The 25,536-nt window shown below is 71.4% G+C and carries 20 protein-coding genes; 13 read left to right on the plus strand and 7 right to left on the minus strand.

Annotated elements, in window-relative coordinates:
• The first annotated feature begins 19 nt into the window (after positions 1-19).
• From J3S89_RS06085 to bcsN, 4 genes are read left to right on the plus strand one after another with little or no spacing between them, the layout of a single operon-like run.
• Entirely contained in the window at positions 20-2,428 is a 2,409-nt protein-coding gene (locus tag J3S89_RS06085) for a cellulose biosynthesis cyclic di-GMP-binding regulatory protein BcsB (protein WP_217926574.1), read from the plus strand.
• Complete coding sequence (locus tag J3S89_RS06090; protein ID WP_217926575.1) at positions 2,425-3,564, plus strand: family 8 glycosyl hydrolase; 1,140 nt, start codon at positions 2,425-2,427, stop codon at positions 3,562-3,564. Before J3S89_RS06085 ends, J3S89_RS06090 begins: the two co-directional genes overlap by 4 nt.
• The gene (locus J3S89_RS06095) at positions 3,555-5,555 is read left to right on the plus strand and encodes a hypothetical protein (RefSeq protein WP_217926576.1); all 2,001 of its coding nucleotides are present in this window, start codon (positions 3,555-3,557) and stop codon (positions 5,553-5,555) included. The genes J3S89_RS06090 and J3S89_RS06095 overlap by 10 nt, the downstream gene beginning before the upstream one ends.
• Position 5,556: 1 nt before the next feature.
• On the plus strand, positions 5,557-6,519 hold the full coding sequence (gene bcsN / locus J3S89_RS06100; protein ID WP_217926577.1) for a cellulose biosynthesis protein BcsN: 963 nt from the start codon (positions 5,557-5,559) through the stop codon (positions 6,517-6,519).
• Positions 6,520-6,727: 208 nt separating this feature from the next.
• On the opposite strand, the gene J3S89_RS06105 is transcribed toward bcsN, so the two are convergent.
• Positions 6,728-7,870, minus strand: a complete 1,143-nt coding sequence (locus J3S89_RS06105) for a GNAT family N-acetyltransferase (protein ID WP_217926578.1) — start codon at positions 7,868-7,870, stop codon at positions 6,728-6,730.
• Between the two features lie 79 nt (positions 7,871-7,949).
• Entirely contained in the window at positions 7,950-8,780 is an 831-nt protein-coding gene (locus J3S89_RS06110) for an IclR family transcriptional regulator (RefSeq protein WP_217926579.1), read from the minus strand.
• Between the two features lie 209 nt (positions 8,781-8,989).
• Here J3S89_RS06110 and J3S89_RS06115 point away from each other — a divergent pair, with 209 nt between their 5' ends.
• The 5 genes from J3S89_RS06115 (at position 8,990) to J3S89_RS06135 (ending at position 15,851) form a co-directional block, all read left to right on the plus strand.
• A complete protein-coding gene (locus J3S89_RS06115; protein WP_217926580.1) occupies positions 8,990-11,143 on the plus strand; it encodes a malate synthase G in 2,154 nt (717 codons plus the stop codon).
• 254 nt (positions 11,144-11,397) lie between these two features.
• Positions 11,398-12,891, plus strand: coding sequence for an FAD-linked oxidase C-terminal domain-containing protein (locus J3S89_RS06120; protein WP_217926581.1), 1,494 nt, complete (start codon positions 11,398-11,400; stop codon positions 12,889-12,891).
• A complete protein-coding gene (locus tag J3S89_RS06125; protein WP_420801308.1) occupies positions 12,888-14,099 on the plus strand; it encodes an FAD-binding protein in 1,212 nt (403 codons plus the stop codon). Before J3S89_RS06120 ends, J3S89_RS06125 begins: the two co-directional genes overlap by 4 nt.
• Before the next feature lies 1 nt (position 14,100).
• Positions 14,101-15,420, plus strand: a complete 1,320-nt coding sequence (glcF, locus tag J3S89_RS06130) for a glycolate oxidase subunit GlcF (RefSeq protein ID WP_217926583.1) — start codon at positions 14,101-14,103, stop codon at positions 15,418-15,420.
• Entirely contained in the window at positions 15,417-15,851 is a 435-nt protein-coding gene (locus J3S89_RS06135) for a GlcG/HbpS family heme-binding protein (protein ID WP_217926584.1), read from the plus strand. Before glcF ends, J3S89_RS06135 begins: the two co-directional genes overlap by 4 nt.
• A gap of 211 nt (positions 15,852-16,062) precedes the next feature.
• Here the strand turns inward: J3S89_RS06135 and J3S89_RS06140 are convergent, their stop codons facing one another.
• Positions 16,063-16,860, minus strand: a complete 798-nt coding sequence (locus J3S89_RS06140; RefSeq protein ID WP_217926585.1) for a creatininase family protein — start codon at positions 16,858-16,860, stop codon at positions 16,063-16,065.
• Between the two features lie 11 nt (positions 16,861-16,871).
• The gene (locus J3S89_RS06145) at positions 16,872-18,212 is read right to left on the minus strand and encodes an 8-oxoguanine deaminase (RefSeq protein WP_217926586.1); all 1,341 of its coding nucleotides are present in this window, start codon (positions 18,210-18,212) and stop codon (positions 16,872-16,874) included.
• Positions 18,213-18,358: 146 nt separating this feature from the next.
• Here J3S89_RS06145 and J3S89_RS06150 point away from each other — a divergent pair, with 146 nt between their 5' ends.
• From J3S89_RS06150 to J3S89_RS06165, 4 genes are all read left to right on the plus strand, one after another.
• Positions 18,359-19,180 (plus strand): ABC transporter ATP-binding protein, encoded by an 822-nt coding sequence (locus tag J3S89_RS06150; protein WP_230489032.1) that lies wholly within the window; start codon positions 18,359-18,361, stop codon positions 19,178-19,180.
• Between the two features lie 53 nt (positions 19,181-19,233).
• Positions 19,234-19,722, plus strand: a complete 489-nt coding sequence (locus J3S89_RS06155; protein ID WP_217926587.1) for a MarR family winged helix-turn-helix transcriptional regulator — start codon at positions 19,234-19,236, stop codon at positions 19,720-19,722.
• Positions 19,723-19,837: 115 nt separating this feature from the next.
• Positions 19,838-20,764 (plus strand): DMT family transporter, encoded by a 927-nt coding sequence (locus J3S89_RS06160; protein WP_217926588.1) that lies wholly within the window; start codon positions 19,838-19,840, stop codon positions 20,762-20,764.
• A gap of 135 nt (positions 20,765-20,899) precedes the next feature.
• Positions 20,900-21,937: a LacI family DNA-binding transcriptional regulator gene (locus J3S89_RS06165; RefSeq protein ID WP_217926589.1), complete on the plus strand. Its 1,038-nt coding sequence runs from the start codon at positions 20,900-20,902 to the stop codon at positions 21,935-21,937.
• A 213-nt stretch (positions 21,938-22,150) separates the two neighbouring features.
• Here the strand turns inward: J3S89_RS06165 and J3S89_RS06170 are convergent, their stop codons facing one another.
• The 3 genes from J3S89_RS06170 to J3S89_RS06180 all read right to left on the minus strand — a co-directional run bounded on the left by J3S89_RS06170 (position 22,151) and on the right by J3S89_RS06180 (position 25,422).
• Positions 22,151-22,966 carry a tellurite resistance TerB family protein gene (locus J3S89_RS06170; RefSeq protein ID WP_217926590.1) on the minus strand — a complete coding sequence of 272 codons (816 nt, stop codon included), beginning with the start codon at positions 22,964-22,966 and terminating at the stop codon, positions 22,151-22,153.
• A 120-nt stretch (positions 22,967-23,086) separates the two neighbouring features.
• A complete protein-coding gene (gene eda, locus J3S89_RS06175) occupies positions 23,087-23,728 on the minus strand; it encodes a bifunctional 4-hydroxy-2-oxoglutarate aldolase/2-dehydro-3-deoxy-phosphogluconate aldolase (RefSeq protein ID WP_217926591.1) in 642 nt (213 codons plus the stop codon).
• A gap of 107 nt (positions 23,729-23,835) precedes the next feature.
• Entirely contained in the window at positions 23,836-25,422 is a 1,587-nt protein-coding gene (locus J3S89_RS06180) for an OpgD/OpgG family glucan biosynthesis protein (RefSeq protein WP_217926592.1), read from the minus strand.
• Between the last annotated feature and the right edge of the window lie 114 nt (positions 25,423-25,536).

The following is a 25,536-nucleotide window of genomic DNA, read 5'->3' on the forward strand; positions in this document are numbered from 1 at the left end:
ACCGATGAGAGGATCCGCCATGCCGGTTCGCCCGCTCCGTTCGCCCCTGCCGCGTGCCGCCGTCGCCGCCGTTCTCCTCGGCGCCCTGGCCTCGATCGAGGCCGCAGCCGCGCCGCGGGGCGAGCCCGCGCCGTCGCCGGTCACCACCGGCTCGTCTGCCGCCGGTCAGTCGATCGTCACGGTCGCCACCGAGACCGGCACCCTGCGCCGTCTGCCCTCGATCGGCCGCTCCACCAAGCTGACCGGCGAGAACGACCACCTCACCTGGCCTGTGTGGCTGACCGCGGCCGAGGCGGCGAGCGCCCCGCGCCTGCGCCTCACCCATGTCGCCGCCGTCTCGGTGATGCCGGAGGGTTCGCGCCTCACCGTCTTCGTCGACGGCAAGTCGGTCGGCTCCTTCCCGATCGCCACCAACGGCGGCGCCAAGACCGTCGAGCTGACACTCCCCGCCGGCACGCTCCACGCCGGCTGGAACGATCTGCGCGTCGAGGCCGAACAGCGCCACCGCGTCGAATGTTCCGCCGCCTCGACCTATGAACTGTGGACCGAGATCGACCGCGCCCGCACCGGCCTCGTCTTCCCGCAGACCTTCGCGCCCGAGCGCCGCAGCCTCGCCGACGTCGCCGACGTCGCCCCCGACGCGAGCGGCCGCGTCCGCATCCGCCTCGTCACCGCGACCGATCCCGACCCGGCCCGCCTCGCCCGCGCCCTGCGCCTCGCGCAGGCGGTATCGCTCGCCGGCGGCTTCCTCGACCCCGTCGTCTCGGTGGTGCGCGCGCCCGAGAAGGGACCCGGCATCGATCTCCTGATCGGCGCTCAGGCCCGCGCCGGGCTGGGCGCCACCGCCGCGCTGCCCGCCGACGTCGTCGCCCTGATCGACGATCCCGATCCGACCCGCCTCACCCTGGCGGTGCCGGAGGACGCGACCGCGATCGACCGCGTCGTCGCCGACTTCACCGCCGCCGCCGACCATCCGGAAGGCAGCCCCGCCGGCCTTCGCGCCCGCGCCGCGCTCGGCGGCCTGCCCGTCGCCGGCGGCGAGGGCCACACCCTCGCCGAACTCGGCGCCACCTCGACCGAATTCTCCGGCCGCCTGTTCCGCACCGCCGTCGACCTGCGCCTGCCGGCCGATCTCTATGCCGCCGACTACGCCAAGGTGTCGCTGAAGCTCGCCGGCGGCTACGCCCCCGGCCTCGATCGCGCGAGCCGCCTCACCCTGCGCGTCAACGGCCGTCAGATCGCCGGTATGCCGCTGTCGAACAAGGCCGGCGAGATCTTCTCCGACCGCGCCCTGAAGATCCCGCTCTCCGCCTTCCGCCCCGGCCGCAACCGGCTGGAGATCGAGGCGAGCGTGCCGCACGGCGACGACGAGACTTGCGATCCCGCCCTCCAGATCGATGCCGCCAAGCGTTTCCTCTTCGTCGACCGCAGCGAGATCGTCTTCCCGGCCTTCGCCCGGATCGCCCATCTGCCCGACCTCGGCGCGACCGGCGCCGGCGTCTTCGCGAGCCTCGACGCCGAGACCCGCCCGACCGTGTGGATGCCGCGCCCCGATCGCGGCACCGTCTCGGCGCTCGCCACGCTGCTGACCCGCATCGCCACCGCCGACGGCCGCGTCGGCGTGCCCGAGATCGCCTATCGCAACCCGCCCGCCGACGCCCCCTCGGCCTGGGTCGTCGGCGCCTTCGCCGACCTGCCCGGCACCATCGCCGGCGCCGTCGGCATCGAGCCCGTGGCGATCCGCGACGCCTGGAGCCGGCGCCCCGCCGCCGATCGCGTCTCCGAGGCGGCCCCGGCCGCGTCCGATCCCCTCGCCCGCCGCGTCGACGCGCTGCGCCTCGCCGCCCTCGAGGAGGCCTTCGATCCGATCGTCACCGGCACGCTCCAGTTCCGCCCGACCGCCCCCGCCGACGGCAAGACCGACCTCGTCGACCAGTGGCGCCGCTCGATGGAGAGCCCGTGGTCGCCGGCCGCCTTCGTGCGCGGCGCGGAATCCCAGATCCGCCGAGCCCTCGGTCCGGTCCTGGGCGGCGAGCCCGCCGGCCCCGCCTTCGCCCCCACGGCCACCACCGGCGTCGTCTTCGCCCAGGCTCTTTCCGGCGGCGGCGGCGTCTGGACGCTGACCACCGCCGCCACCGCGACCGCCCTCGCCGAGGGCGTCGAGATCCTCACCGAGGCCGAGCGCTGGGGCGAGCTTTCCGGCAAGGCCGCCGCCTGGGACCGGGTCGACGAAAAGCTCCAGACCGCCCCGACGGATGCTCGCGCCTTCTTCCCCACCACGGCCGCGAACCCCGGCAACTTCCGCCTGATCGCCGCCGGCTGGGTCGGCGAGCACCCGATCGTCTTCGTCGCCTTCGCGCTCCTCGCCGCCGGCCTGCTCGGTTTCTCCACCGCGCGCCTCATCCCCCACGTGGGAGTGCGCTCGTGACGTGGACCCCGTTCGGTGCCCGCCCCCTCGTCCGTCTCGCGCCGGTCGCCGCCCTGGTGCTGGCGATCGTCGCGGCGCTCTCGCTGGTCGGCCGGCCCGAGACCACGCGCGCCGTCGCCGCGCCCCGGGCGACCGACGTGACCCTGCGCGGCGCCCTGCCGGTGCCCGGCCTGTGGACCGCCTATGCGGCCCGCTTCGTCACCCCCGAGGGACGGGTCGTCGACGACGTCAACGGCGGCATCAGCCATTCCGAGAGCCAGGGCTACGGCCTGATCCTCGCGCTCGCCGCCGACGACCGCGACGCCTTCCGCCGGATCTGGACCTGGACCCGGGCCAATCTCTATCTGCGCAAGGACGGCCTCGCCTCGTGGCGCTGGCAGCCCGGCCCCGCCCCCAATGTGCGCGACCCCAACAACGCCACCGACGGCGACCTCCTCGTCGCCTGGGCGCTCACCGTCGCCGGCGAGGCGTGGTCCGAACCCGCCTTCACCCTCGCCGGCCGCCGCATCGCCCATGCCGTCTACGACCGGACGGTGATCCGCACCGGCTTCGGCCCCGCCCTGCTGCCCGCCGTCGACGGGTTCCGCGCCGGCGACCGCAAGGACGGCCCGGTGGTGAACCCGTCCTACTGGGTCTTCCCCGCCCTCGCCGACCTCGACCGCGCCGTGCCCGATCGCGACTGGAAGGCCGTGGCGGCGACTGGCCACGCGATCCTCGCCGCCACCCGCATCGGTTCGACCGGCCTGCCGCCCGAATGGGCCTCGCTTTCCGGCAAGGACGTCGCCGCCGCCGACGGCTTCCCGGCGGTCTTCGGCTACAACGCGCTGCGCGTGCCGCTCTACATCGCCTGGACCGCCGAGCATCGCCGCGAGAGCCTCGCCCCCTTCATGGCCCGCTGGTCGGTCGAGGGGACGGCGCGCCCCCCTCTCGCCGTCGTCGACCTGACCAGCGGCCGTGATCTCGAGCCCTTCGCCGACCCCGGCTATCGCGCCGTCGCCGCTCTCGTCGCCTGCAGCCTCGAGGGCACCCGCGTGCCCGACGACCTGCGCACCGCCGACGTCGACCACTACTACCCCGCGACCCTGCGCGCCCTCGCGCTGGTCGCGGTCAACATGAGGCATCCGACATGCTGGTGACCGCCCGTCGTCTCGGCTCCACGCTCGCGCTCCTCGGCTCCTTCGCCGCCGCCCCCGCCGTCGCGCTCGACCGGGCCGGCTGGTCGCAGGCGACGCTCGACGCCGGCGCCATGACCCGCGAGGACGCCGATCGCGCCTTCGCCGCCCCGCCGGTCGACCCGGCGGTGTCGCGCAGCGACGCCCGCGTCGACGAGAGCGCGCTGCGCTATTACGCCTCTCAGCACGCCACGGCCCGGGTCGAGGCCGAGATCCGTCGCCTGCGCGCGCTCTATCCCGGCTGGGAGCCGCCGGCCGATCTCTATCGCCCCGGCGCCTCCGACGAACAGGCCCTGTGGGACCTCTACGGCAAGGACCAGATCGACCAGTTGAAGCTCGAGATCGAGCGCCGCGGCGCCCGCCAGCCGGGTTGGCGCCCGTCCCAGGACATGGTCGACAAGCTCCGCCGCAAGGAACTGCGCAACGAACTGGTCAAGGCCTCCGACGCCGCCGATTGGGCCGAGGTGCTGAAGACCGCCGAGCGCGATCCGCTCCTGGTCGGCGCCGACGATCTCGACGTCACCTGGCGTCTCGCCGAGGCCTCCGCGAAGACCGGCGCCCGTGACCACGCCCTCGAGCTCTACAAGCTCGCGCTCGCCGGCGCCAAGACCGCCGAGGAACGCTCCGGCACCGTGCGCAAGGCCCTCGCCGTGCTCGGCGCCGACGCCGCCGGCCCCCTCTTCGCCGACGAGCGCAAGGACCCCGACGGCAAGGGCGAGTTCGAGGCCCTGCGCGTCGACGTCGCCCGCGCCGCCCTCGGCGACTGGCTGAAGGCCGACGCCGGCAAGCCCGTGCCCCCGGCCGACCTCGACCGCCTGACCAAGACCGCGTCCGCCACCGACGGCACCGCCGACGATGCCGCCCTGCTCGGCTGGGTCGCCCATCGCCGCAAGGACTGGAAGACCGCTCAGCGCTGGTTCGATCTCGCCGCCGACCACGGCGGCGGCGCCAAGGCGGTGCTCGGCGGCGTGCTGGTGCGCGAGGCGAGCGGCCGCCACGCCGAGGCCCTGACCCTCGCCATGACGCAGATCGACGATCCGGAAGTCGGCGCGCTGTTCCTCGACCTGATGGGCGCCGACCTGACCCGGCCGAACCCCGGCACCGTCCCCGCCGATCGCCTCGCCCGCTACGCGGCGCTGACCGAGAAGCTCGAATCCGGCGACGCCGCCCAGGCGCTCGCCTGGTACGCCCACGGCGCCCGCCAATATCGCGCCGCCGCCGCCTGGTTCGCCAAGTCGATGGCCTGGCGCCCGTCGGTGAAGTCGGCCGAAGGCCACCTCCTGGCGCTCGCCGCCCTCGGTGAGAAGAAGGACTTCGCCCGGCTCGAGACCGATTATCGCGGCCGTTTCCCCGACCTGCCGCGCCTCGTCACCTCCGATCCGAACGCCCACCGCGCCGTCGCCAAGGCCGCGCCGGTCGAACCGAAGCGTTCCTGCTCGACGCTGGTCGCCGAACGAATCCTGCGCTCCTCCGGATCGCCCGCCGACGCCCTCGCCGCCGGCTGGTGCCTGATGGATCAGAAGCGCGCGGAAGAGGCCGCCGTCGCCTTCGAGGCGGCGCGCCGGGGCGATCCCCGCATCGCCGCGGAAGCCGCCTATGGTCAGGCGCTCGCCCACCTGCGCTCGGGCCGCACCGACGACGCCGCTCGGGTCGCCGCCTCGGGCGGCCTCACCCCGGCGCGCCGCGACGAGATCGGCCGCATCGTGCTCGCCCAGCAGGCGATCGCCAATTTCGACCGTCAGGCGTGGAGCGCCACCCTCGACGTGCTCGACCGCCGCCGCGCCCATGTCTCCGAGCCGCGCGACCTGATGACCATGCGCGCCTGGTCGCTCTATCACCTCGGCCGGCGCGCGGACGCCTTCGAGATCTTCACCCTACTCGACCGCCAGCTCTCCACGCGCGAGAGCCGCGCCGGCCTCGCCGCCACCGGCCCCCTCGCCTATGGGAGGAGCTGACATGCTCAGGCTCTCGTCCGCCCTCGTCCTCACCGTCCCCGCCGCCCTGGCCGGCCTCGCGCTCGCCGGCTGCTCGGTCGCGCCGACGACCGGCCTGACCACCGCCTCGACGCCGGCCTCGACCCTCGGCGTGGCGCTGACGCCCGATCGGGCGCTCGCCGCCCTGCCGCCGGAGGCCGGATCCGTGGTCTCGGTGGTCGAGCGCCGCACCGGCGGCGACGGCCTCGTCCAGACCATCACGCTCGCCGGCGACCCCGGCAGTCGCGGCGACGACCGCATCGAGGTCACCCGCCGCGAGGCCTCGGGCACGGCCACGAACACCCGCGTCGACGTCGAGACCATCGAGGCGGAAATGGCCGAGGCCCTGCCGGGCGTCGCCATGACCGTGTCGCCGCGCGTCGTCACCACGCCCACCGGCCCGGTCGGCGTCGCCACCGGCAGCGCCGGCGACGGCACCACCTGCCTCTATGCCTGGAGCAACGCCCGCACCCGCGCTCGCGCGACGCCGGCCGCGAGCTTCCTCGGCCTCCAAGTCGCCTCGGTGTCGAGCGACGAGATGACGGTGCGCGTCCGCCTGTGCCGGCGCGGCCTCGGCCCGGATCGCCTGATCGGCCTCGCCGAGGGCCTGCGCCTGCGCACCGACGGCGTCCTCGCCGATCCGGCCGCCGGCGGACGCCGCGTCGCCGGGAGCGATGCCCTCGCCAGCGCCGGTTACGGCGGCACCGTCGCCGGCGCCGGTTACGGAGGCTCCGCCGCCGGCCCCGAGGCGGCCCCGCTGCCGGCCTATGTGCCCTCCGCCCCTCGCCGCGTCGTCGACCGGACCCCGCCGAAGGCGACCGAGCCGAGACACGCCGTGGCGAAACCGCGCGCCGTCGAAGCCTCCGCGAAGCCGGCGCCCGCGAAACCCGCTCCCGAGACGCCCGCCACGGTTGCCGCGCCGATCCCGCTCCCCTCCGGCGGCTGACCGCGACGCCTCCACGCGACCGGCGCCACACGCGACCGACGCCGCCGCCGCGACGCGCGACGCCGGTCGTGCGTGCGACGAGGGATCCCGTCTTCGAATGATCGAGGGGCTGCGCCTGCGCGGCCGACGCGGCCGGTGCGCACCGCCGGTCACCGCGCGGATCGCGGGCGAGAAGCCGCCGCCGTCCCGTCCGGACGGCCGCGACGGGTCAGGAGGTCGGCGTCTCGGAACTCGCCGCCACTTCGCCCCCGCGCGAGAGGCGGCGACGCGTCGTCGCCACGACCCGCCGAGCGACCGCCCGCAGGCGCCGCGCGAAGGCGCGCAGGCGCAGATAGGCGAGACCCTTGAAGGTCAGCGGCGTCTGCAACTCGTAGAGCTTCTCGACGTCGACACCGAAGTCGGTCTTGTAGGGCTCGTCGCCGATGGTGAAGTCGTAGACGGTGACGCCGCGCGCGCACAGGAGCGCGATCGAGCTCTCGATCGCCAGGAGCCCCGGCGACCAATTCTTGAAGTCGCCGTCGTGCGCGACCACCAGGAGCTGGAACGTGTCGTCGGTGAGCGTGCCGAAGCAGCCCGCCAGAAGTCGCCCGTCGAGGGTCAGCCGGCCCACGCGGGCGATGTCGGTGTGGAGGCACAGCGAGCGATAGAACGCCCCGATCCGCGCCGCGTTCTCCGGGTCGGCCCGTTCGGCGAAACGATTGCCGCGCCATTCCAGGATCCGGTCGAGGGTCGGCAGCGCCTCCGGCCCGGAATCGAGCGCGAATTCGAGGCTGCCCTTGTTCTGCAGCTTCTTGCGCTTCTTGGCGAGCGTCCGGCGATGGGTCGGATTGAACCGCGTCGCGGCGAATTTCTCGAAGTCGCCGTCGGCCGGCAGCGGCAAGGGATGGCGGGTGAATTTCGAGGCCTTGAGCCCGTCGACCTCCATCAGCGGATTGCCGATGTCGCCGACCACAGAAGGGAGTTTCTCGAGCTCCAGCAGGTCGGCCTTCGGCAGGGCGTGGAGCAGATCGGTCCACAACACCTTCATGTCGTCGCGCGTCGGCACGAAATTCTTCGACAGAACCGGCGCGTTGTAGTCGGAGACGCCGGAATCCCAGGCCTTGAGACGTACGATGCCGCCGCGGTTCTCCACCACCAGCGGCAGCACGAAGACCGGCTCGCCGGTCCGCGAATCCTCGATCGAGGCGGCATAGATCTCCGATGGCGCGGCCGCGAAGGACCCGAACCACGTTTCCAGCCATTGCGCGCGCTGGAACGGCGAGCGCTCCAGATCGGCGCGATCCACTCCGACGAGCCGCGCGATCTCTGCCGGGTCCTTGCGGACCGAGACGCGCCAGTTCGAATTCGACATCGGTGAGAGCCCCCTTCCCGTCGCTGCACTCTATCCGATCGATCGCTAAGAATTCGCCAAGGGCGGAGGGCGCATGTCGTCACGGCAGATCGATCGCCGCGCGCGGCACCACCCCGCCGATCGCCCGGGTGACGCGCGCCGCCGCCGCCGCCACCACCGGCCCCAGCGCCGCGAGCCGCTCCGGCCCGATCCGTTGACACGGACCCGAGATCGAGAGCCCCGCCACCGCCTCGCCGGTCTCGTCGTAGATCGCCGCCGCGATGCAGCGCATGCCGGGATTGCGCTCCTCGTCGTCGAGCGCGAAGCCGCGCGCCCGGATCTCGTCGAGAGCGGCGATCAGGCGCGCCGGTTCGGTGATCGTCGCCGGGGTGAAGGCTTCGAGCCTGCGTCCGCGCAACCATCGTGCCACCCGCTCCGGCGCCTGCGCCGCCAGGAGCGCCTTGCCGATCCCCGAGGCATGAGCCGCCCGCCGCTCGCCGGAGCGGAAGAAGGCGCGGATCGGCTCGCGGCTCTCCACCTGTTCGATGAAGACCACGTCGCCGCCCTCGAAGAGGCCGATGTTGGCGGTCTCGCCGGTCTCCTCCATCAGATCGCGCATCACCGGCCGCGCCGCCGCCGCCGGCTTCGACCGGCGCTGGAACGCCTGACCGACCCGGAACGCCTCGACCCCGATCGCCCAGGTGCGGTCGTCGTCGTTGGTCTCCACGAAACCATGCGCGGCGAGCGTCGCCAGCAGACGATGCGCCGTCGAGGGCGGCAGCCCGACCCGCTCGGCGATCGCCGTCAGCGTCGCCCCGTCGCTCTCCGCGATCGCCGCCACCAGCCGCAGCGCCCGGTCGAGCGACTGCACCGCCCCGCCGGTCTCGCCCCGGTTCGACCCGCTGCCCTTCGGCCTGCCCCTCGGCGCCATCTCCACCTCCCCCGAAAAGCGAGTCGCACGCGACCCCGCGCGAAGCTCTGGAAATCCGATTTCTCATTCATGATCATGGAATTGACCCGTGTCGACGGGAAAATGAAAAACATTTCCAGAAAAATTGACCCGCGCCCGCTCCTCCGCCATCTTGGGGACCGACACGACACGCCCGCGCCGCTCACGCGCCGCCTCTCGGGGAAACCGCCATGGCCCACCTCCGCATCGAAGATCTCTCCATCGACGACCGCCTCGTCGCCTTCGTCGAGACCGAGGCCCTGCCCGAGACCGGCATCGCCCCCGCCGCCTTCTGGGCCGGCCTCGCCGCCCTTCTGCGCGACCTCGCCCCGAAGAACGCGGCGCTCCTCGCCACCCGCGACGCGCTCCAGGCGAAGATCGACGCCTGGCACGCCGAACGGCGCGGCCGTCCCCACGACGCCGCCGCCTATCGCGCCTTCCTCGAGGAGATCGGCTACCTCCTGCCCGAGCCGACCGCCCACCCGGTCGAGACCGCGAACGTCGATCCCGAGATCGCCACCCTCGCCGGGCCGCAGCTGGTCGTTCCGATCGACAATGCCCGTTACGCCCTGAACGCCGCCAACGCCCGCTGGGGCAGCCTCTACGACGCGCTCTACGGCACCGACGCGCTCGGCGACGCGCCGACCGCCAAGGGCTTCGACCCGGCCCGGGGCCTGCGCGTCGTCGCCGCCGCCAAGGCCCATCTCGACACGATCGCGCCGCTCGCCGCCGGCGGCTGGGCCGACGTCGTCGGCTTCGCGATCGAGGGCGGCGCGCTGCGGCTCTCGCTCTGCGACGATCGCGAGACCGACCTCGCCGACCCCGCCGCCTTCGCCGGCTATCGCGGCGAGCACGAGCGCCCGACCGCCCTGCTCTTGCGCCACCACGGCCTCCACGCCGAGGTGATCGTCGACCGCTCGACCCCGGTCGGGGCGACCGACCCGGCCGGAATCTCCGACGTGATCCTGGAATCGGCGCTCTCCACCATCATGGACATGGAGGACTCGGTCGCCGCCGTCGATGCCGCCGACAAGGTCGCGGTCTATCGCAACTGGCTCGGCCTGATGAAGGGCACCCTCGAGGACACGTTCGAGAAGGGCGGCCGCACCATCCTGCGGCGCCTCAATGCCGACCGCGTCTGGGGCCGTCCCGACGGCGGCACCCTGACCCTTCCCGGCCGCTCGCTGATGCTGGTCCGCAACGTCGGCCATCACATGATGACCGACATGGTCCTCGACGCCGACGGCCGCGAGGTCCCCGAGACCATGGTCGACGCCGCGATCACCGCCGTGATCGCCCGCCACGACCTGTTCGGCGCGCACGAGACGAAGAACAGCCGCGCCGGCTCGGTCTACATCGTCAAGCCGAAGCTGCACGGCCCCGCCGAAGTCGCGCTCGCCGACGGGCTCTTCGCCCGCGCCGAGGCGATCGCCGCCCTGCCGCGCGACACGCTCAAGATGGGCATCATGGACGAGGAGCGCCGCACCACGGTCAACCTCGCCGCCGCGATCGACGCCGCCCGCCGCCGCGTCTTCTTCATCAACACCGGCTTCCTCGACCGCACCGGCGACGAGATCCACACCGCCATGGAGGCCGGCCCGGTCGTCCGCAAGAACGCGATGAAGGCCGAGCCCTGGATCGCGGCCTATGAGAACGCCAACGTCGACGTCGGCCTGATGATGGGCCTGCCCGGCCATGCTCAGATCGGCAAGGGCATGTGGGCCGCGCCCGACCGGATGGCCGACATGCTGACCCAGAAGGCGGCGCACCCGATGTCCGGCGCCTCGACCGCCTGGGTGCCCTCGCCGACGGCGGCGACGCTGCACGCGCTGCACTATCACGAGGTCGACGTCGCCGCCCGCCGCGCCGCCATCGCCGGCCGGCCGCGCGCCGCGCTCGACGACATCCTGACCCTGCCGCTGGCGACGTCGAACTTCGCACCCGACGCGGTCCGCGAGGAACTCGACAACAATGCCCAAGGCATCCTCGGCTACGTCGTGCGTTGGGTCGATCTCGGCGTCGGCTGCTCCAAGGTCCCGGACATCCACGACGTCGGTCTGATGGAAGACCGCGCGACGCTGCGCATCTCCTCCCAGCACATCGCCAACTGGCTCGCCCACGGCATCGTCTCCCGTGACGAGGTGATCGCCGCCCTGAAGCGCATGGCCGTGGTGGTCGATCGTCAGAACGCCGGCGACCCCGCCTATCGGCGGATGGCGCCCGCCTTCGACGGCCCCGCCTTCCGCGCCGCCGAGGCGCTGATCTTCGAGGGCCGCGCTCAACCCAACGGCTACACCGAGTTCGTGCTGACCCGGTTCCGCCGCGAGGCCAAGGCGCGCGGCTGATACCGAGTTCACGACGTTTCGACCCGTTCGAAACGTCGTGAACGAAGGCAAGCCCGACCGGGCGTCGGCCGGTCGGGCCGAAACCTCGGGCGATCCCGACGAGTCGGGATCGCCCGAGACTGGTATGCGGCCACGAAACGATTGGAAAAGCGCGAGCGGGCGGCACGATTTCTCGGGCCGCCCGCTCGACGAACGTCCCGTCTCGAGACATTCATGACGGGGAAGGCCGCATCAGAGAGCCCGCGAGGAAACCCATGTCGCTGACGATGCCCTTGCCCGAACCCGAGATCATGGCGGCGCGCGACGACATCGTCGCCCGCCTCCAGGCGATCCTGAAACCGTCGAGCGTCATCCACCTCGCCCGCGAACTCTCCCCCTACGAATGCGACGCCCTCACCATGTATCGCCAGACGCCGCTGGTGGTGGTGCTGCCGGAGACGGTGGAGGAGGTCGCCGCCGTCATGCGGCTCGCCGCCGAGCTGAACGTCAAGGTGGTGCCGCGCGGTTCGGGGACCTCGCTCTCCGGCGGATCGCTGCCGCTCGCCGACGGCATCCTGCTCGGTATGAGCAAGTTCAACCGCATCCTCGACGTCGATTTCGAGAACCGCTGCGCCCGCGTCCAGCCCGGCGTCACCAATCTCGCCATCACCAAGGCGGTCGAGCATCGCGGCTTCTATTACGCGCCCGATCCGTCCTCGCAGATCGCCTGCTCGATCGGCGGCAACATCGCCGAGAACGCCGGCGGCGTACATTGCCTCAAATACGGCCTCACCACCAACAACGTGCTCGGCGTGGAGATGGTGCTGATCGGCGGCGAGATCGTCCGTCTCGGCGGCAGGCATCTCGATTCGGAAGGTTACGACCTGCTCGGCCTCGTCACCGGATCCGAAGGCCTGCTCGGCGTGATCACCGAGGTCACCGTGCGGATCCTGCAGAAGCCGGAGACGGCGCGCGGCGTCCTCCTCGGCTTCTCCTCCGTGAAGGCCGGCGCCGATTGCGTCGCCGCGATCATCGCCGCCGGCATCATCCCCGGCGGCATGGAGATGATGGACAAGCCCGCCATCGACGCCGCCGAGGCCTTCAAACCCTGCGGCTATCCGGAGGATGCCCAGGGCCTCGTCATCGTCGAGCTCGACGGCACCGCCGCCGAGGTCGACCATCTCTGCGGCGAGGTCGCCAAGATCGCGGAAGCCGCCGGCGCCACCTCGATCCGCACTTCGAACTCCGACGCCGAGCGGATCGGCTTCTGGTTCGGCCGCAAGAACGCCTTCCCCGCCGTCGGCGCGATCGGCCCGGACTATCTCTGCATGGACGGCACGATCCCGCGCGGCCGCCTCGCCGAGGTGCTGACCGGCATGGGCGCTCTCGCCGCCGAACACGGCCTGCGCGTCGCCAACGTGTTTCATGCCGGCGACGGCAATCTCCATCCGCTGATCCTCTACGATGCGGCGATCCCCGGCGACATCGAGAAGGCCGAGGCCTTCGGCGCCGACATCCTGCGCCTCTGCGTCGCCGTCGGCGGGGTCCTGACCGGCGAGCACGGCGTCGGCGTCGAGAAGCGCGACTTGATGGGCGAGATGTTCGATTCCGTCGATCTCGGCCAGCAGGAGCGGGTCAAATGCGCCTTTGACGAGAACCACCGCCTCAACCCGGGCAAGGTCTTCCCGACGCTCCACCGCTGCGCCGAGATGGGCTTCATGCACGTCCGCTCCGGTGACCTGCCCTTCCCCGAGATCCCGAGGTTCTGATGGCACGAACCGTTCACGCCCCCCGCGACGAGGCGGACCTCGCCGCCCTCGTCGCGAGCGCTCGCGAGACCCGCGCCCCCCTCGCCGTCGAGGGACGCGGCACCCGCCGCGCGCTCGGTCGCCCGGTCGAGGCGCCCGCCACCCTCTCGACGGCCGATCTCTCCGGCATCACCCTCTACGAGCCGGCCGAACTGGTGATGACCGCCCGCGCCGGCACCTCGCTCGCCGAAATCCGCGCGACGCTGGCGAGCGCGAACCAGGAACTGGCCTTCGACCCGATCGAGCACACCGCCCTCCTCGGCCACGACGCCGGCTCGACCACCATCGCCGCCGCCTTCGCGCTCAACGCCTCCGGCCCGCGTCGTCCCAAGATCGGTGCCGCCCGCGACCATCTCCTCGGCTTTCGCGCCGTCAACGGCCTCGGCGAGACCTTCAAGTCGGGCGGCCGGGTGATGAAGAACGTCACCGGCTTCGACCTCTCCAAACTCGTCTGCGGCTCCTGGGGGACGCTCGCCGTCCTCTCCGAGGTCACCTTCAAGGTGATGCCGGCCCCCGAGACCACCGAGACCATCGCCGTCTTCGGCCTCGACGACGAGGCCGCCGGCCGCCTGATGCGCGAGGCCTCCGGCCTGCCGCAGGAGGTCGACGCCTTCGCCCACCTGCCCGCCGGCGCCGACGGGCCCTTCTCCCACGTCGCCACCACGCTGCTGCGCCTCGACGGCCCTCCGGTCTCGGTGGCGAGCCGCGAGGCCGATCTGGTCGCCCGGTTCAAGGCGCTCGGCCAGATCGAGATCCTCGGCGAGGACGATTCGCGCCGCGCCTGGACCGATCTGCGCGAGGCCGGGCCGATCGCCCGCCGCCCCGGCGCGATCTGGCGGATCTCGCTCGCCCCCTCCGACGGCCCGAAACTGGTGGCGGCGCTGCGCGCCCGCGAGCTGCCCCTCGCCGGCTGGTTCTACGATTGGGTCGGCGGTCTGGTCTGGCTGGCGCTGGAGCCCGAGGCCGGGCCGCAGGCCGGTCCCGTCCGGGCGGAAGTCGACCGCCTCGGCGGTCACGCCACGTTGATCCGCGCCGGTGAGCTGGTGCGTGGCGTCGACGACGTGTTCCACCCTCAGCCCGCCCCGCTCGCCGCCCTCGCCGCCCGCGTCAAACGCGCCTTCGACCCCGACGGGATCCTCTCTCCCGGCCGCATGACGAAAGGCGCGTGAGATGCAGACGAATTTCCTGCCCGAGCTCCTGGCCGATCCCGACACCGCGCTGGCCGAGAAGATCCTGCGCAAATGCGTCCATTGCGGCTTCTGCACCGCGACCTGTCCGACCTTCCTCGAACTCGGCGACGAGTTGGACAGCCCGCGCGGACGCATCTGGCTGATCAAGGAGATGCTCGAGACCGGCCGCCCCGCCGACACCGAGACGGTGACCCATCTCGACCGCTGCCTGACCTGCCTCTCCTGCATGACCACCTGCCCGTCTGGGGTGGACTACATGCATCTGGTCGACCATGCCCGCGCCCATGTGGCGAAGACCCACACCCGCGCCCCGCTCGACCGCGCCTATCGCCGTCTGCTCGCCGCCGTCATCCCCAATCCGACGCTGTTCCGCCTCGCCCTGATCGGCGCGACGCTCGCCCGGCCCTTCGCCCGGCTGATGCCGAAGGCCTTCTCCGCCCTCTTCGCGCTGGCGCCGAAGTCGGTGCCGCGCCCCTCCTGGGTCGACGCGCCGCAGACCATCGCGGCGACGGGCGAAAAGCGCCTGCGCGTCGCCCTCCTCAACGGCTGCGCCCAGACCGTGCTCGACACCGCCATCAACGAGGCGACGGTGCGGCTTCTCGCCCGCCTCGGCGTCGAGGTGGTGGTGGCCGAGGGCATGGGCTGCTGCGGCGCGCTCGAGCACCACATGGGCGAGACCGACGCCGCCCACGCCCGCGCCGCCAAGAACATCGCCGCCTGGACCCGCGAGATCGACGGCGCCGGGCTCGACGCGATCGTCGTCAACACCTCCGGCTGCGGCACCACGGTCAAGGACTACGGCCACATGTTCCGCAACGACCCGGCCCACGCCGCCGACGCCGCCCGCGTCTCAGGCCTGGCCCGCGACGTCTCGGAGGTGCTGGCGACGCTCGAGATCGAGGCCGCGCTGGTGCCGGGCCCGCGTCCGCGCGTCGCCTATCATTCGGCCTGTTCGATGCAGCACGGCCAGAAGATCACGACGCTGCCGATGGAGCTTCTCGCCAAGGCCGGCTTCGAGACGGTGTCGATCCCCGAGAGCCACGTCTGCTGCGGCTCGGCCGGCACCTACAACATCCTCCAGCCGGAGCTGGCGGGACGGTTGCGCGACCGCAAACTGGCCGCCATCGCCTCCGTCTCGCCCGACGTGATCGCCGCCGGCAACATCGGCTGCATGACGCAGATCGGCTCCGGCACCACCACCCCGATCGTCCACACCGTCGAGCTTCTCGACTGGGCCACCGGCGGCCCGGTTCCCGAGGGGCTCGAAGCCTTCACCGAAACGAAGAAAGTCCTCGCATGACCGATCTCACCCTCGCCCAGGCCCAGACCATCGTCACGCGTTCTCTCGCGGTGGCGCGCGAGCGCGGCCTCAACCCGATGGCCGTCGTCGTCCTCGACGCGCGCGGCGCGATCAAGGCCGCCGCCTGTGAGGACGGCTGCTCGGTCGGCCGTTGGAAGATCGCGCACGGCAAGGCCAACGGCGCGATCGAACTCGGCATCTCCAGCCGCCGCCTCGGCGCGATGGCCGTCGAGCGCCCGCATTTCTTCGCCGGTCTCACCACCGTCATCGGCGAGGCCGGCGCGATCCCCGTCGCGGGCGGCGTCCTGATCCGCGACGCCTCCGGCGCCCTCGTCGGCGTCTGCGGCATGTCCGGCGACACCTCCGACAACGACGAGGCGGCCGTGGTCGCCGGCATCGAGGCCGCCGGTCTCCTCGCCGACTGCGGCTGAACCGCCTCGCCCCCTCTGTTCGGCTTCAGGCCGAGGTGAGAGCGAAGCGAGCCTCGAAGCCCGAAGCCGGCGGCACGGCCCGTCGTCCCACACCCTTCATGGTTCGAGTCCCGGACCTTCCGTCCGCCTCACCATGAAGGGAGCCGTGCGGAATGCGAAGCGGGGCCGTGCGGGATGAGGACCTCCACCCGGAGACGGCCGCCCCCCGCCCTCAGCCGATCTCGGCGAGGCGATCCATATCGAAGCGATCGACCTCGGCGAGCAGCTCGAGGAATCCGGTCACCGCGTGATCGATCGCCGCCCGGCCCTTCTCCGGGGTCGAACGGCGTGGATCGCCGACCGCCCCCGATGCGTTCAGATCCCGTGCCGCCCAGCCGAAGGCATGTGGCCCATAGGCCCGGAGATGCGTGAACTCGCGCTCCATCTCCCCCTGGAGCGAGGGAAATTCGGCGAAGGCCTCGGGTCGCACCAGATCCGGCCGCAGCGCCATCACCATCGAGGTCTCGACGTCGCCGGCATGGATGCCGAGCCGCCGCTCGTCCGGATCGAACAGCCCCTCCGGCCGCCCGAATCGCGACCACGACGACGCCACCGCGAGCATGCCGTGCTTCATCCGAAGCTCGCGGCAGACGAGATCCATGATCGGCACGTTGCCGCCGTGCGCGTTGACGACGACGAGCTTGCGCACCCCCGCCTTCGCCACCGACGCCCCGATCTCGAGCCAGACCTTGGCGACCGTCTCCCAGGAGAGCGTCAGCGTCCCCGGCGTGCCCTCGTGCTCGGCCGACCACGCCACCGCCTGGACGGGGAGGAACGTCACCGGCAGCACCTCGGGAAGCCGCGCCACCGTCGCCGCAACGTGGCCCTCGGCGATGATCGTGTCGGTGCCGAGCGGCATGTGCGGCCCGTGCTGCTCGATCGCCGCGATCGGCAACACCGCGATCCACGAGGCGACGTTCGGATCGGCGAAGTCGGTGGTGACGAGGTCGGACCAACGAGGACGAGGCATGAGACGGTCTTTCAGAAGAGATCGAGGAAGGCGCGCGCCGCTTCCCCATGTTCGTAGCGGAGCTTCGCGACGTCGATGCCGACCGGCATCCCGTCGACCACCCGCCACTCGCCCGCCACCATCACCCGGTCGGCCCGATGCGCCCCGCACAGCACCAGCGCCGCGAGCGGATCGCCGGCCCCGGAAAAGCGCAATTCGTCGAGGGTGAAGAGCGCCAGATCCGCCTGTTTGCCGACCGCGATTTCGCCGATGTCGGCGCGCCCCAGACACCGCGCCGAACCCTTGGTGGCCCAGCGCAGCACGTCCGTGTGGGAGAGCGTCGCGTCGTAGGTGAGCCGGCCGATCATCAGGGCGTGGCGCACCCCTTCCATCAGGTTGGAATTGTCGTTCGAGGCCGACCCGTCGACCCCGAGCCCGACCGGGGCGCCCGCCGCCTCCAGTTCCCGCGTCCGGCACTGGCCCGAGGCGAGCACCATGTTCGAGGTCGGGCAATGGCAGATCCCGACCCCGTGCCGGCCGAGCCGCGCCACCTCGCCGTCGTCGAAATGGATGCCGTGGGCGAGCCAGGTGCGATCGCTCATCCAGCCGACCTCTTCGAGATAGTCGACCGGACGGCACCGGAGGGCCGAAAGGCAGAAGTCGTTCTCGTCGCGTGTCTCGCCGAGATGAGTGTGGAGGCGGCAGTCGTGCTTCGCCGCCAGATCCGCCGTCGCCTTCATCAAGGAGCGCGTCACCGAGAAGGGCGAGCACGGCGCCAGCGCGATCCGCGTCATCGAGCCGTCGGAGAGGTCGTGATATTTGGCGAGCACCCGCTCGCTGTCGGCGAGGATCGTGTCCTCGTCCTGCACCGCGGCTTTCGGCGGCAGCCCACCGTCCTCCTCCGAAAGATTCATCGACCCGCGCGTGACCGTCATGCGCAGGCCGAGCGTTCGTGCCTCCTCGACCTCGATGTCGACGGCATCCTCGAGACCGGGCGGGAAGATGTAGTGGTGGTCGGCCGCCGTGGTGCAGCCCGACATCAGAAGCTCGGTGCCGGCGAGCCGGACCGCGAGGCGAAACGCTTCCGGATTCAGCCCCTTGGTCCAGATCGGATAGAGCGCCTGGAGCCACGGGAAGAGTTCCTTGTTGATGGCGCGCGGGTGGGCCCGGGTCAGCGTCTGATAGACGTGGTGATGGGTGTTGACGAGGCCGGGGATGACCACATGCCGGGAGGCGTCGAACACCGCGTCGACCGGCGTGACCGGCTCACGGCCCGCCGCCACCGTCTCGACGATGCGGCTTCCCTCCACCACGACGCCGCGCGCCGCGCCCTCGGCCATGACGGCGAGCGGATCCTTCACCCACAGACGCATGATCACTCCTCGATTGCCCCGCCATCCTAGCCGACGCCGGCGCCCCCGTCACCGCGCGTCGCCACGCGTCACCGCCCCGGCTCCGGTCGACGGACCGGCCCGCCCGAGCTAGGGTCGGCCGCCCCGAACCGATCGGAACGCCCACGATGATCCCGCCCGCGCACCCCGACGCCATGCCCGCGACCACGATCGAGACGCCCGAGATCCTCGCCGCTCTCGACCATGTCGCCAAACGCTACCCCGGCGAACCGACCGTGCTCGACGACGTCTCGCTCGCGGTCGGCGCCGGCGAGGTGGTGACCCTGCTCGGCCCCTCCGGCTGCGGCAAATCGACGGTGCTGCGTCTCGTCGCCGGTCTCGAGACCGCCGATTCCGGACGCGTCGTCGCCCCCACCCGCGGCATCGGCCTCGTCTTTCAGGACGCCACGCTGATGCCCTGGGCGAGCGCCCTCGACAACGTCGCCCTGCCGCTCCGCCTCGATCGGCGCCCGAAGGCCGAGGCCCGGCGCCGCGCCCTCGCGGCGCTCGCCGGGGTCGGCCTCGCCGAGGCCGCCGGCAAACGCCCGCGCGAGCTCTCCGGCGGCATGCGCATGCGCGTCGCCGTCGCCCGCGCCCTGGTCGGCGATCCCGGCCTCCTCCTGATGGACGAACCCTTCGCCGCGCTCGACGAGATCACCCGCTTCCGGCTGGTCGACGACCTCCTGCGGCTGAAGACGCTTCGCCGCCTCGGCATTCTCTTCGTCACCCACTCCGTCTACGAAGCCGTCTCGCTGTCCGACCGCATCCTCGTCATGAGCGGGACCCCGGGGCGGATCGCCGAGGTCGTCGACATCCCCGCCGACACCCCGCGCGGCGGCGCGTTCCGCGCCTCCCCCGCCTTCGCCGAGACGGCCGCGACCGTTTCACGCGCCCTCGCGACCGCCATGGGCGAGGCCGAACCCGTCGACGCAACTCCCGGAAGCGGCTAAACTCTTTCGATAGTCGTCGTAAATTCGAAACATCCGACGCTTAAGGAACGGACATGAGCTTTCAACATCGCAAGTCCGTCACCTATCGTCTGGCCATGGCCGCCAAGGCCCACCGTGCCCGCTCCGGCACGCATCTGGCGCGCATCGGTCTCCACCCGGGTCAGGAGGCGGTCCTCAAGGCGCTGGCCGACGAGGACGGACGCACCATGAGCAACCTCGCCCAGGTGCTCGGCGTCCAGCCGCCGACCGTCACCAAGATGATCTCGCGCATGGCCGCGCAAGGCCTCCTGAAGCGCGTCGCCTCCCAGACCGACGGCCGCCTCGCCCGCGTCCACCTGACCGACGAGGGCCGCTCGCGCATCGACGAGATCGATCGCATCTGGACCCGGCTCGAGCGCGAGGCCCTCGCCGGCTTCGACGACAAGGACCGCAAGCGCCTGCGCCGCCTGCTGCGCGACCTCGAGCGCAACCTCACCCTCCCCCTCGACGGCCTCGCCGAGCCCCAGGCCGCGGAAGAGACCGAGGACGATCCCGAGGATTGAGCCGGCTTCGTCGCCGCGATCGCGGTTTTTTCGAGGCTCCGTCGCGATTTCGCCACGACTGGGTCGCAGGAGCATGTCCGGCGCCCGAGACGGCGCGCGGGGGCCGGAGTTTTCAGTGACGGGATCGATCGACATCGCACGCCGCGAGGGCGCCCCCGAGGCGTGGGAGCGCCGCCGCCGCCTCGCCGGCATCGGCCTGATGTGCCTCGCCCTGATCGGCTTCACCGGCATCGACTCCTCGGCGAAATGGCTCGGTCACACCCTGCCGCCGCTCGAGATCGCCTTCTTCCGCAATCTCGTCGCCTTCCTCGCCGCCGCCGCCATCTTCGCGCCCTGGCGCGTCCCCGGCGCCTGGCGCAGCCGCCGCCCGCTGCTGCAGATCGTCCGTGGACTCTGCCTGCTCGGATCGACGGTCTTCAACTTCATGGCGCTGCGCCATCTCCAGCTCGCCGAGACCATGTCGATCTCCTTCTCGGCGCCGATGATGATCGCGCTCCTCTCCGCGATCTTCCTCGGCGAGCGCATCGGGCTCGGCCGCTGGGTGCTGATCACCGTCGGCTTCGCCGGTGTCGTGGTGGTGGCGCAACCGAGCGCCGGCGGCTTCCAGCCGGCGATGCTGCTCGCCTTCGCCAACGTCGCCTGCTACGCGGTCTATGCCATCGTCACCCGCAAACTCGCCGGGGTCGATACCTCGGCGAGCATGTTGATCATCTCCGCCGGCCTGCCCGTCGTCGCGCTCGCGCCGTGGTTGCCGGCCGGCTGGGTCTGGCCGGAAGGACTCCAGACCTGGATCGTCCTGGTGATCATGGGCCTGTGCGGGGCCGCCGGCCATTTCCTGCTGATCCTCTCCTTCGCGCGCGCCCCCGCCTCCGTCGTCGCGCCCTTCACCTACACGCAGATCCTCTGGATGACGCTCTCGGGCTGGCTGCTCTTCGGCGACGTGCCCGGCACCTCGACTCTCGCCGGCGGCGCGATCGTGGTGGCGAGCGGTCTGCTGCTCCTGTGGCTCGAGCATCGTCCCGCGCGGCCCTCCACCATGTGAGCGTGCGACGTCCGCGCGATGCGTGACGGGTGGGTGAGTTGTTGCGGTTCGCTCGAGTTTCCGGCACAAACGGGCGACCGGCGGCGCGAGGGGCGCTCCGGTCGCAGGCCTTCTCACCCCTCGACCGAGATACCGATGGATACCCCTGGCGCCACGCCGAAACGACGTCTCACCCTGGCGATGATCGCCGAGCGACTGGACCTGTCGACCGCGACGGTCTCCCTCGCCCTGCGCAATTCGACGCTGGTCGCCGAGGAGACGCGCAAGCGGGTCCACGCCCTCGCCGAGGAACTCGGTTACATCTACAATCGATCGGCCGCGAGCCTGCGCACCGCGCGCACCAACATCGTCGGTCTGGTCGTCCACGACATCCTCAACCCCTATTTCGCCGAGCTGGTCTCGGCGGTGGAGACCGAGCTCGGTCGCCAGGGGCAGACCGTGATCCTCTACAATCACGGCGACGATCCGCAGCGCCAACGCCAGTTCCTGGAGACGCTGCTCCAGTATCGCGCCGACGGCATGATCCTGTGCCCGGCCGCCGGCACCACGGCCAAGGACGTCGCCCGCATCGTCGACGCCGGCCTGCCCACCGTGCTGATCGCGCGCGAACTGCCCGACCTCGCCGACGTGCCGGTGATTCGCGGCGACGATCGCGCCGGCATCCGCCTCGCCGTCGAGCATCTGATCGGCCAGGGCCACACCCGTATCGCCCTGGTCGGCGGCCAGCAGGAATCCTCCTCCGCCGCCTCCGAGCGTCGCGCCGGCTACGAGGACGCGCTGCGCGCCGCCGGCATCCCGGTCGATCCGGCGCTGGAGTTTCCGGCCGTCGCCAGCCGTCGCGCCGGTCGCGACATCTGCGGCGACGTCCTCGCCGCCCACCCGACCGCGATCGTCTGTTTCAACGACCTCCTGGCGCTCGGCATGTTGATGGAGCTGAAGCGGCGCGGCATCGATCCCGGCCGCGACATCTCGCTGACCGGCTACGACGACATCGACGAGGCCTCGGTCTGGTCGCCCGGCCTCACCTCGGTGTGGAACGGCCAGCAGGAGGTCGGCCGCATCGCCGCCGAGACCCTGCTCGACGTCGTCGCCGGCCGCCGGCCCGAACAGACCCGCGTGCTGGTCGAACCCCAGTTGCGCCTGCGCGAGACCACCTGCCCGCCCAAGGCGTGATACCGAGCGTAGAAAGGCCCGACTTGTTCGGAACTTTCTACGCGAAGGCAAGCCCGAACGGGCGTCGGCCGGTCAGGCCGCAGCGCTCACGAAATTCGGACGAGTCCGAATTTCGTGAGCCTGATATGACACCCCTCGCCCCGGAAGACGACGAGAAACGGCGCGCCCTCGCGGGACGCGCCGTCTTCGTTTCCGACGAACGAGAGGGGGCCCTCAGGCGCCCTTCACCTGCGCGGTGATCTCGGCGACGAGAGCGGCGTCGAGGCCGAGCCTGGTCGCCAAGGCGTCGAGATAGGCCTTCTCCGAGGTCTGATCGGGATCGATGGCGAGCAGCGAGGCGGCATAGAGATGGACCGCCTCCTGCTGATTGGTCGCGAGCGAGGCGACCCGGTCGAGATCGAGCGGCGCCGCCAGTTCGGTGTCGAGGAAGGCCTTGGCGGCCGCCTCGACCTCGCCGACCCGCGCCAGGATCGCCGCCCGCTCGGCCGCGTCGACGTGACCGTCGGCCTTGGCCGCCTGGATCATCGCGATGATCGTCGCGGCGGCGAGCTTCTGCTCCGCCTCGGTCGAGACCGGCGCGGGCATGGGCGCCTCCGCCCCGGGAACGGCGGCCGGCGCCGTCGCCGAGGCTCCGGCCGAGCCGCTCTGATAGGATTGATAGGCCTTCCAGGCGAGACCGCCGAGCGCGGCGAGCGAGCCGAGCTTCACGGCCGTGCCGCCGACCTTGCGGCCGGTCTCGGTGCCGACCAGGAGCCCGAGCAGACCGCCGGCGAGCGCGCCGACGGCGAGGCCGTCGCCCTGTTTGGCGAAGAGGTCCTTGGCCTGGGCGACCTTCTCGGCGCCGACGTATTGCGTCGCCGTCGCCTCGAGGGAGCCGAGCCCCTCGCCCAACATCGCCTTGCCCTTGGCGATCGTGTCGGCGCCGACGAAGCCTTCGACGGTCTTGGTGCCCTGATCGATGGTGCTCTGGACGCCGGCCGCGGCCTGCGGACCCAACAGTTGCTCCAGAAGCTTCATGGCGTCGAACATGTCCGATCCTCCTTTGCCGCTGAGGTTCCGTCCCGGCGGTAGGCAGGATCTAAGCACGCGGGCATGACGACACAAGGGCGCCTGCCCCAAAGGAAGGCCCGGTTGCGACCGACCCCGCCCTCAGCAGGCCGGGCCGAGATTGGCCGCCTCGCGCGCCAGCTTCTCGATCCGCCCCCAGTCGCTCGCCGCGACCGCGTCGCCCGGCGCGACCCAGGATCCACCGACACAGACGACGTTGGGGAGCGCCAGATAGCGCGACGCCTTGTCCGGTCCGATGCCGCCGGTCGGACAGAACTTGAGACGCGGCAAAGGCGAGGCGAGCGACTTCAGATGATCGACGCCGCCGATCGCCTCGGCCGGGAAGAATTTGAGCCGCTCGTAACCACGCTCCGAAAGCGCCATCGCCTCCGAGGCCGTGGCGATGCCGGGCAGGAGCGGGATGCTCGACCGATCGGCCGCCTCGAGGAGCTTCGGCGAGGTGCCGGGCGAGACCAGGAATTGCGCCCCCGCCTCGACGGCCGCCGCCAGCGCGAGCCCGTCGAGCACCGTGCCGGCGCCGACGATCGCCCCCTCCACCGAGGCGAGCGCCCGGATGCAGTCATAGGCGCGCGGCGTGCGCAGCGTCACCTCGAGCACCGGCAGACCACCGGCGACCAGAGCGCGGCCGAGGCCGAGCGCCTTGTCCGGATCGTCGAGGATCAGCACCGGGATCACCGGCGCGCGGCTCATGATGTGATCGAGAAGGGCGATGTCTTGGCTCATCAGACTTTGGTAGTCCAATTCCGTGACGCTGAGAAGACCCGCCCGAACGAAGAAGGGGCGCCGCGGCGCCCCTTCGTATCCCATGACCCCACGGCGAGGCCGAGGCCTCACCAGGTCTTCTGCGGATGCAGCTTGAACAGCCACGTCTCGGTCAGGGCGGTGTCGCCGTCGCGCAGATAGGCGCGCAGGTCGACCGGATCCGGCCCCTCGGCCTTGATGTCGAACTGCAGCCGCCACGCCTTGTTCCAGGTGGTGGTCTCCAGGAAGATCGAGGAGATCTGACCGCGCGAGGCGGTGATCACCGGCTCGGGCTTGCGATCCTTCGGGAAGCCGTCGAGCGGTCCGCCCGAGAACTCGATCACCATCCGCTTCAGTTCCGGCGGATTGACGCGGCTGTAGGGGAAGCCGCCGCGCCCGATCCGGGTCGCGGTCGGCCGCGCCAGATTGTTCGGCGGATTGGGCTCGTCGGCGTTCCAATACATCCGATAGCGGAATTCGAGGCTCTGCCCGGCCTTGACCGGCTCCTTCGGCACCCAGAAGCAGCCGATGTTGTCGAAATCCTCGTGATCGGTCGGAAACTCGACCAGATGGAACGCGCCCTGACCCCACCCGCCGATCGGCTCGATCCACAGGGACGGCCGCCGTTCGTAGTTGAGATAACGGTCCATGTAGTGCTGGGGATCGCGATCGCGCTGCATCAGGCCGAATCCGCGCGGATTGTCGTCGACGAAGGCCGAGGTCGACGGGCCGGGCGGATTGACCAGCGGCCGCCAGATGCGCTCGCCGGCACCCGTCCACATCGCCAGACCGTCGCTGTCGTGGGCGCCCTCGCGCCATTCGAGCTGATAGCTCTTGTCGTAGTTGGAGAACCAATACATCGACGTCATCGGCGAGATGCCGAGCTTGCCGATGTCCTTGCGGACGAAGAGATTGCACTCGACGTCGATGATCACGCCCTCGGTGCGGCGGATCGTGAACTTGTAGGCGCCGGTGATCGACGGCCCGTCGAGCAGCGCGTAGACGACGACCGGCTGGGTCTCCGCGCTCGCCGGCTGGAGATAGAACTCGGTGAAGTCGGGGAATTCCTCCGGCTTCGGACTGGCGGTGTCGACCGTCACGCCGCGCGCCGAGAGCCCATATTCGCCGAGCGAGCCGATCGCGCGGAAATAGGAGGCGCCGAGGAAGGCGCACCAGTCCTTGGTGGTCCAGTCGGGGCGCGACTTGGCCTCGCGGATCTGGAAGCCGGCGAAGCCCGTGTCCTCGGGCAGCTTCGCCGCCGGGCTGTCGTCCGGCATGTCGAAATATTCGGGCTCGTAGAGCACCTCGGCCGCCTTGTCCCCGTCGACCGCGTGCATCTTGATGGTCTTGGGGAAGTACTTGCCGACGGGGAAGAAGGTGACCGGATAGACCCCCTTCTCGTCGGAGAAGAGCGCATGGTCGGAGCGGAACTTGATCTTGCCGTGCTGCTCGTAGCCGATCTGATCGACGATCTCCGGCGCCGGCTTGCGCGGGGCGAGATAGGCCTTGGCGGCCATGTCGCGGGCGCGGCCGACCAGCCCGGAGAAGGAGAAGGACTTGGCCGGGCCGAACTTCAGTTGCGCGGCCGCCGCCGGGCCGGTGGCCCCCAGCAGGCTGGCGACGGAGGCGGCGACGGCGGCGGAGAGAACGTCACGGCGGGAAGGGGCAGCGCGCATGGATGGTCCTGAGGATCCCTGAAGGTCCGGAACGGAGGCGAGGCCGAGGGAGACGTAGCCTCCGATCCTTCTAATGCGCCGCAAGATCCATCGCAATCGGGCGGAAGAACGGCA

It is taken from the genome of Pinisolibacter aquiterrae (assembly GCF_019160155.1).
In the GTDB taxonomy this organism is placed as follows: domain Bacteria; phylum Pseudomonadota; class Alphaproteobacteria; order Rhizobiales; family Ancalomicrobiaceae; genus Pinisolibacter; species Pinisolibacter aquiterrae.

Bases quoted from the DNA above. Each gene is read 5' to 3' on its own strand.
- J3S89_RS06085 (WP_217926574.1), top strand. From the start codon at position 20: ATGCCGGTTCGCCCGCTCCGTTCGCCCCTGCCGCGTGCCGCCGTCGCC.
- J3S89_RS06095 (WP_217926576.1), top strand. From the start codon at position 3,555: ATGCTGGTGACCGCCCGTCGTCTCGGCTCCACGCTCGCGCTCCTCGGC.
- bcsN (WP_217926577.1), top strand. From the start codon at position 5,557: ATGCTCAGGCTCTCGTCCGCCCTCGTCCTCACCGTCCCCGCCGCCCTG.
- J3S89_RS06105 (WP_217926578.1), bottom strand. From the start codon at position 7,870: ATGTCGAATTCGAACTGGCGCGTCTCGGTCCGCAAGGACCCGGCAGAG.
- J3S89_RS06110 (WP_217926579.1), bottom strand. From the start codon at position 8,780: ATGGCGCCGAGGGGCAGGCCGAAGGGCAGCGGGTCGAACCGGGGCGAG.
- J3S89_RS06115 (WP_217926580.1), top strand. From the start codon at position 8,990: ATGGCCCACCTCCGCATCGAAGATCTCTCCATCGACGACCGCCTCGTC.
- J3S89_RS06120 (WP_217926581.1), top strand. From the start codon at position 11,398: ATGTCGCTGACGATGCCCTTGCCCGAACCCGAGATCATGGCGGCGCGC.
- glcF (WP_217926583.1), top strand. From the start codon at position 14,101: ATGCAGACGAATTTCCTGCCCGAGCTCCTGGCCGATCCCGACACCGCG.
- J3S89_RS06135 (WP_217926584.1), top strand. From the start codon at position 15,417: ATGACCGATCTCACCCTCGCCCAGGCCCAGACCATCGTCACGCGTTCT.
- J3S89_RS06140 (WP_217926585.1), bottom strand. From the start codon at position 16,860: ATGCCTCGTCCTCGTTGGTCCGACCTCGTCACCACCGACTTCGCCGAT.
- J3S89_RS06145 (WP_217926586.1), bottom strand. From the start codon at position 18,212: ATGCGTCTGTGGGTGAAGGATCCGCTCGCCGTCATGGCCGAGGGCGCG.
- J3S89_RS06150 (WP_230489032.1), top strand. From the start codon at position 18,359: ATGATCCCGCCCGCGCACCCCGACGCCATGCCCGCGACCACGATCGAG.
- J3S89_RS06155 (WP_217926587.1), top strand. From the start codon at position 19,234: ATGAGCTTTCAACATCGCAAGTCCGTCACCTATCGTCTGGCCATGGCC.
- J3S89_RS06165 (WP_217926589.1), top strand. From the start codon at position 20,900: ATGGATACCCCTGGCGCCACGCCGAAACGACGTCTCACCCTGGCGATG.
- J3S89_RS06170 (WP_217926590.1), bottom strand. From the start codon at position 22,966: ATGTTCGACGCCATGAAGCTTCTGGAGCAACTGTTGGGTCCGCAGGCC.
- eda (WP_217926591.1), bottom strand. From the start codon at position 23,728: ATGAGCCAAGACATCGCCCTTCTCGATCACATCATGAGCCGCGCGCCG.
- J3S89_RS06180 (WP_217926592.1), bottom strand. From the start codon at position 25,422: ATGCGCGCTGCCCCTTCCCGCCGTGACGTTCTCTCCGCCGCCGTCGCC.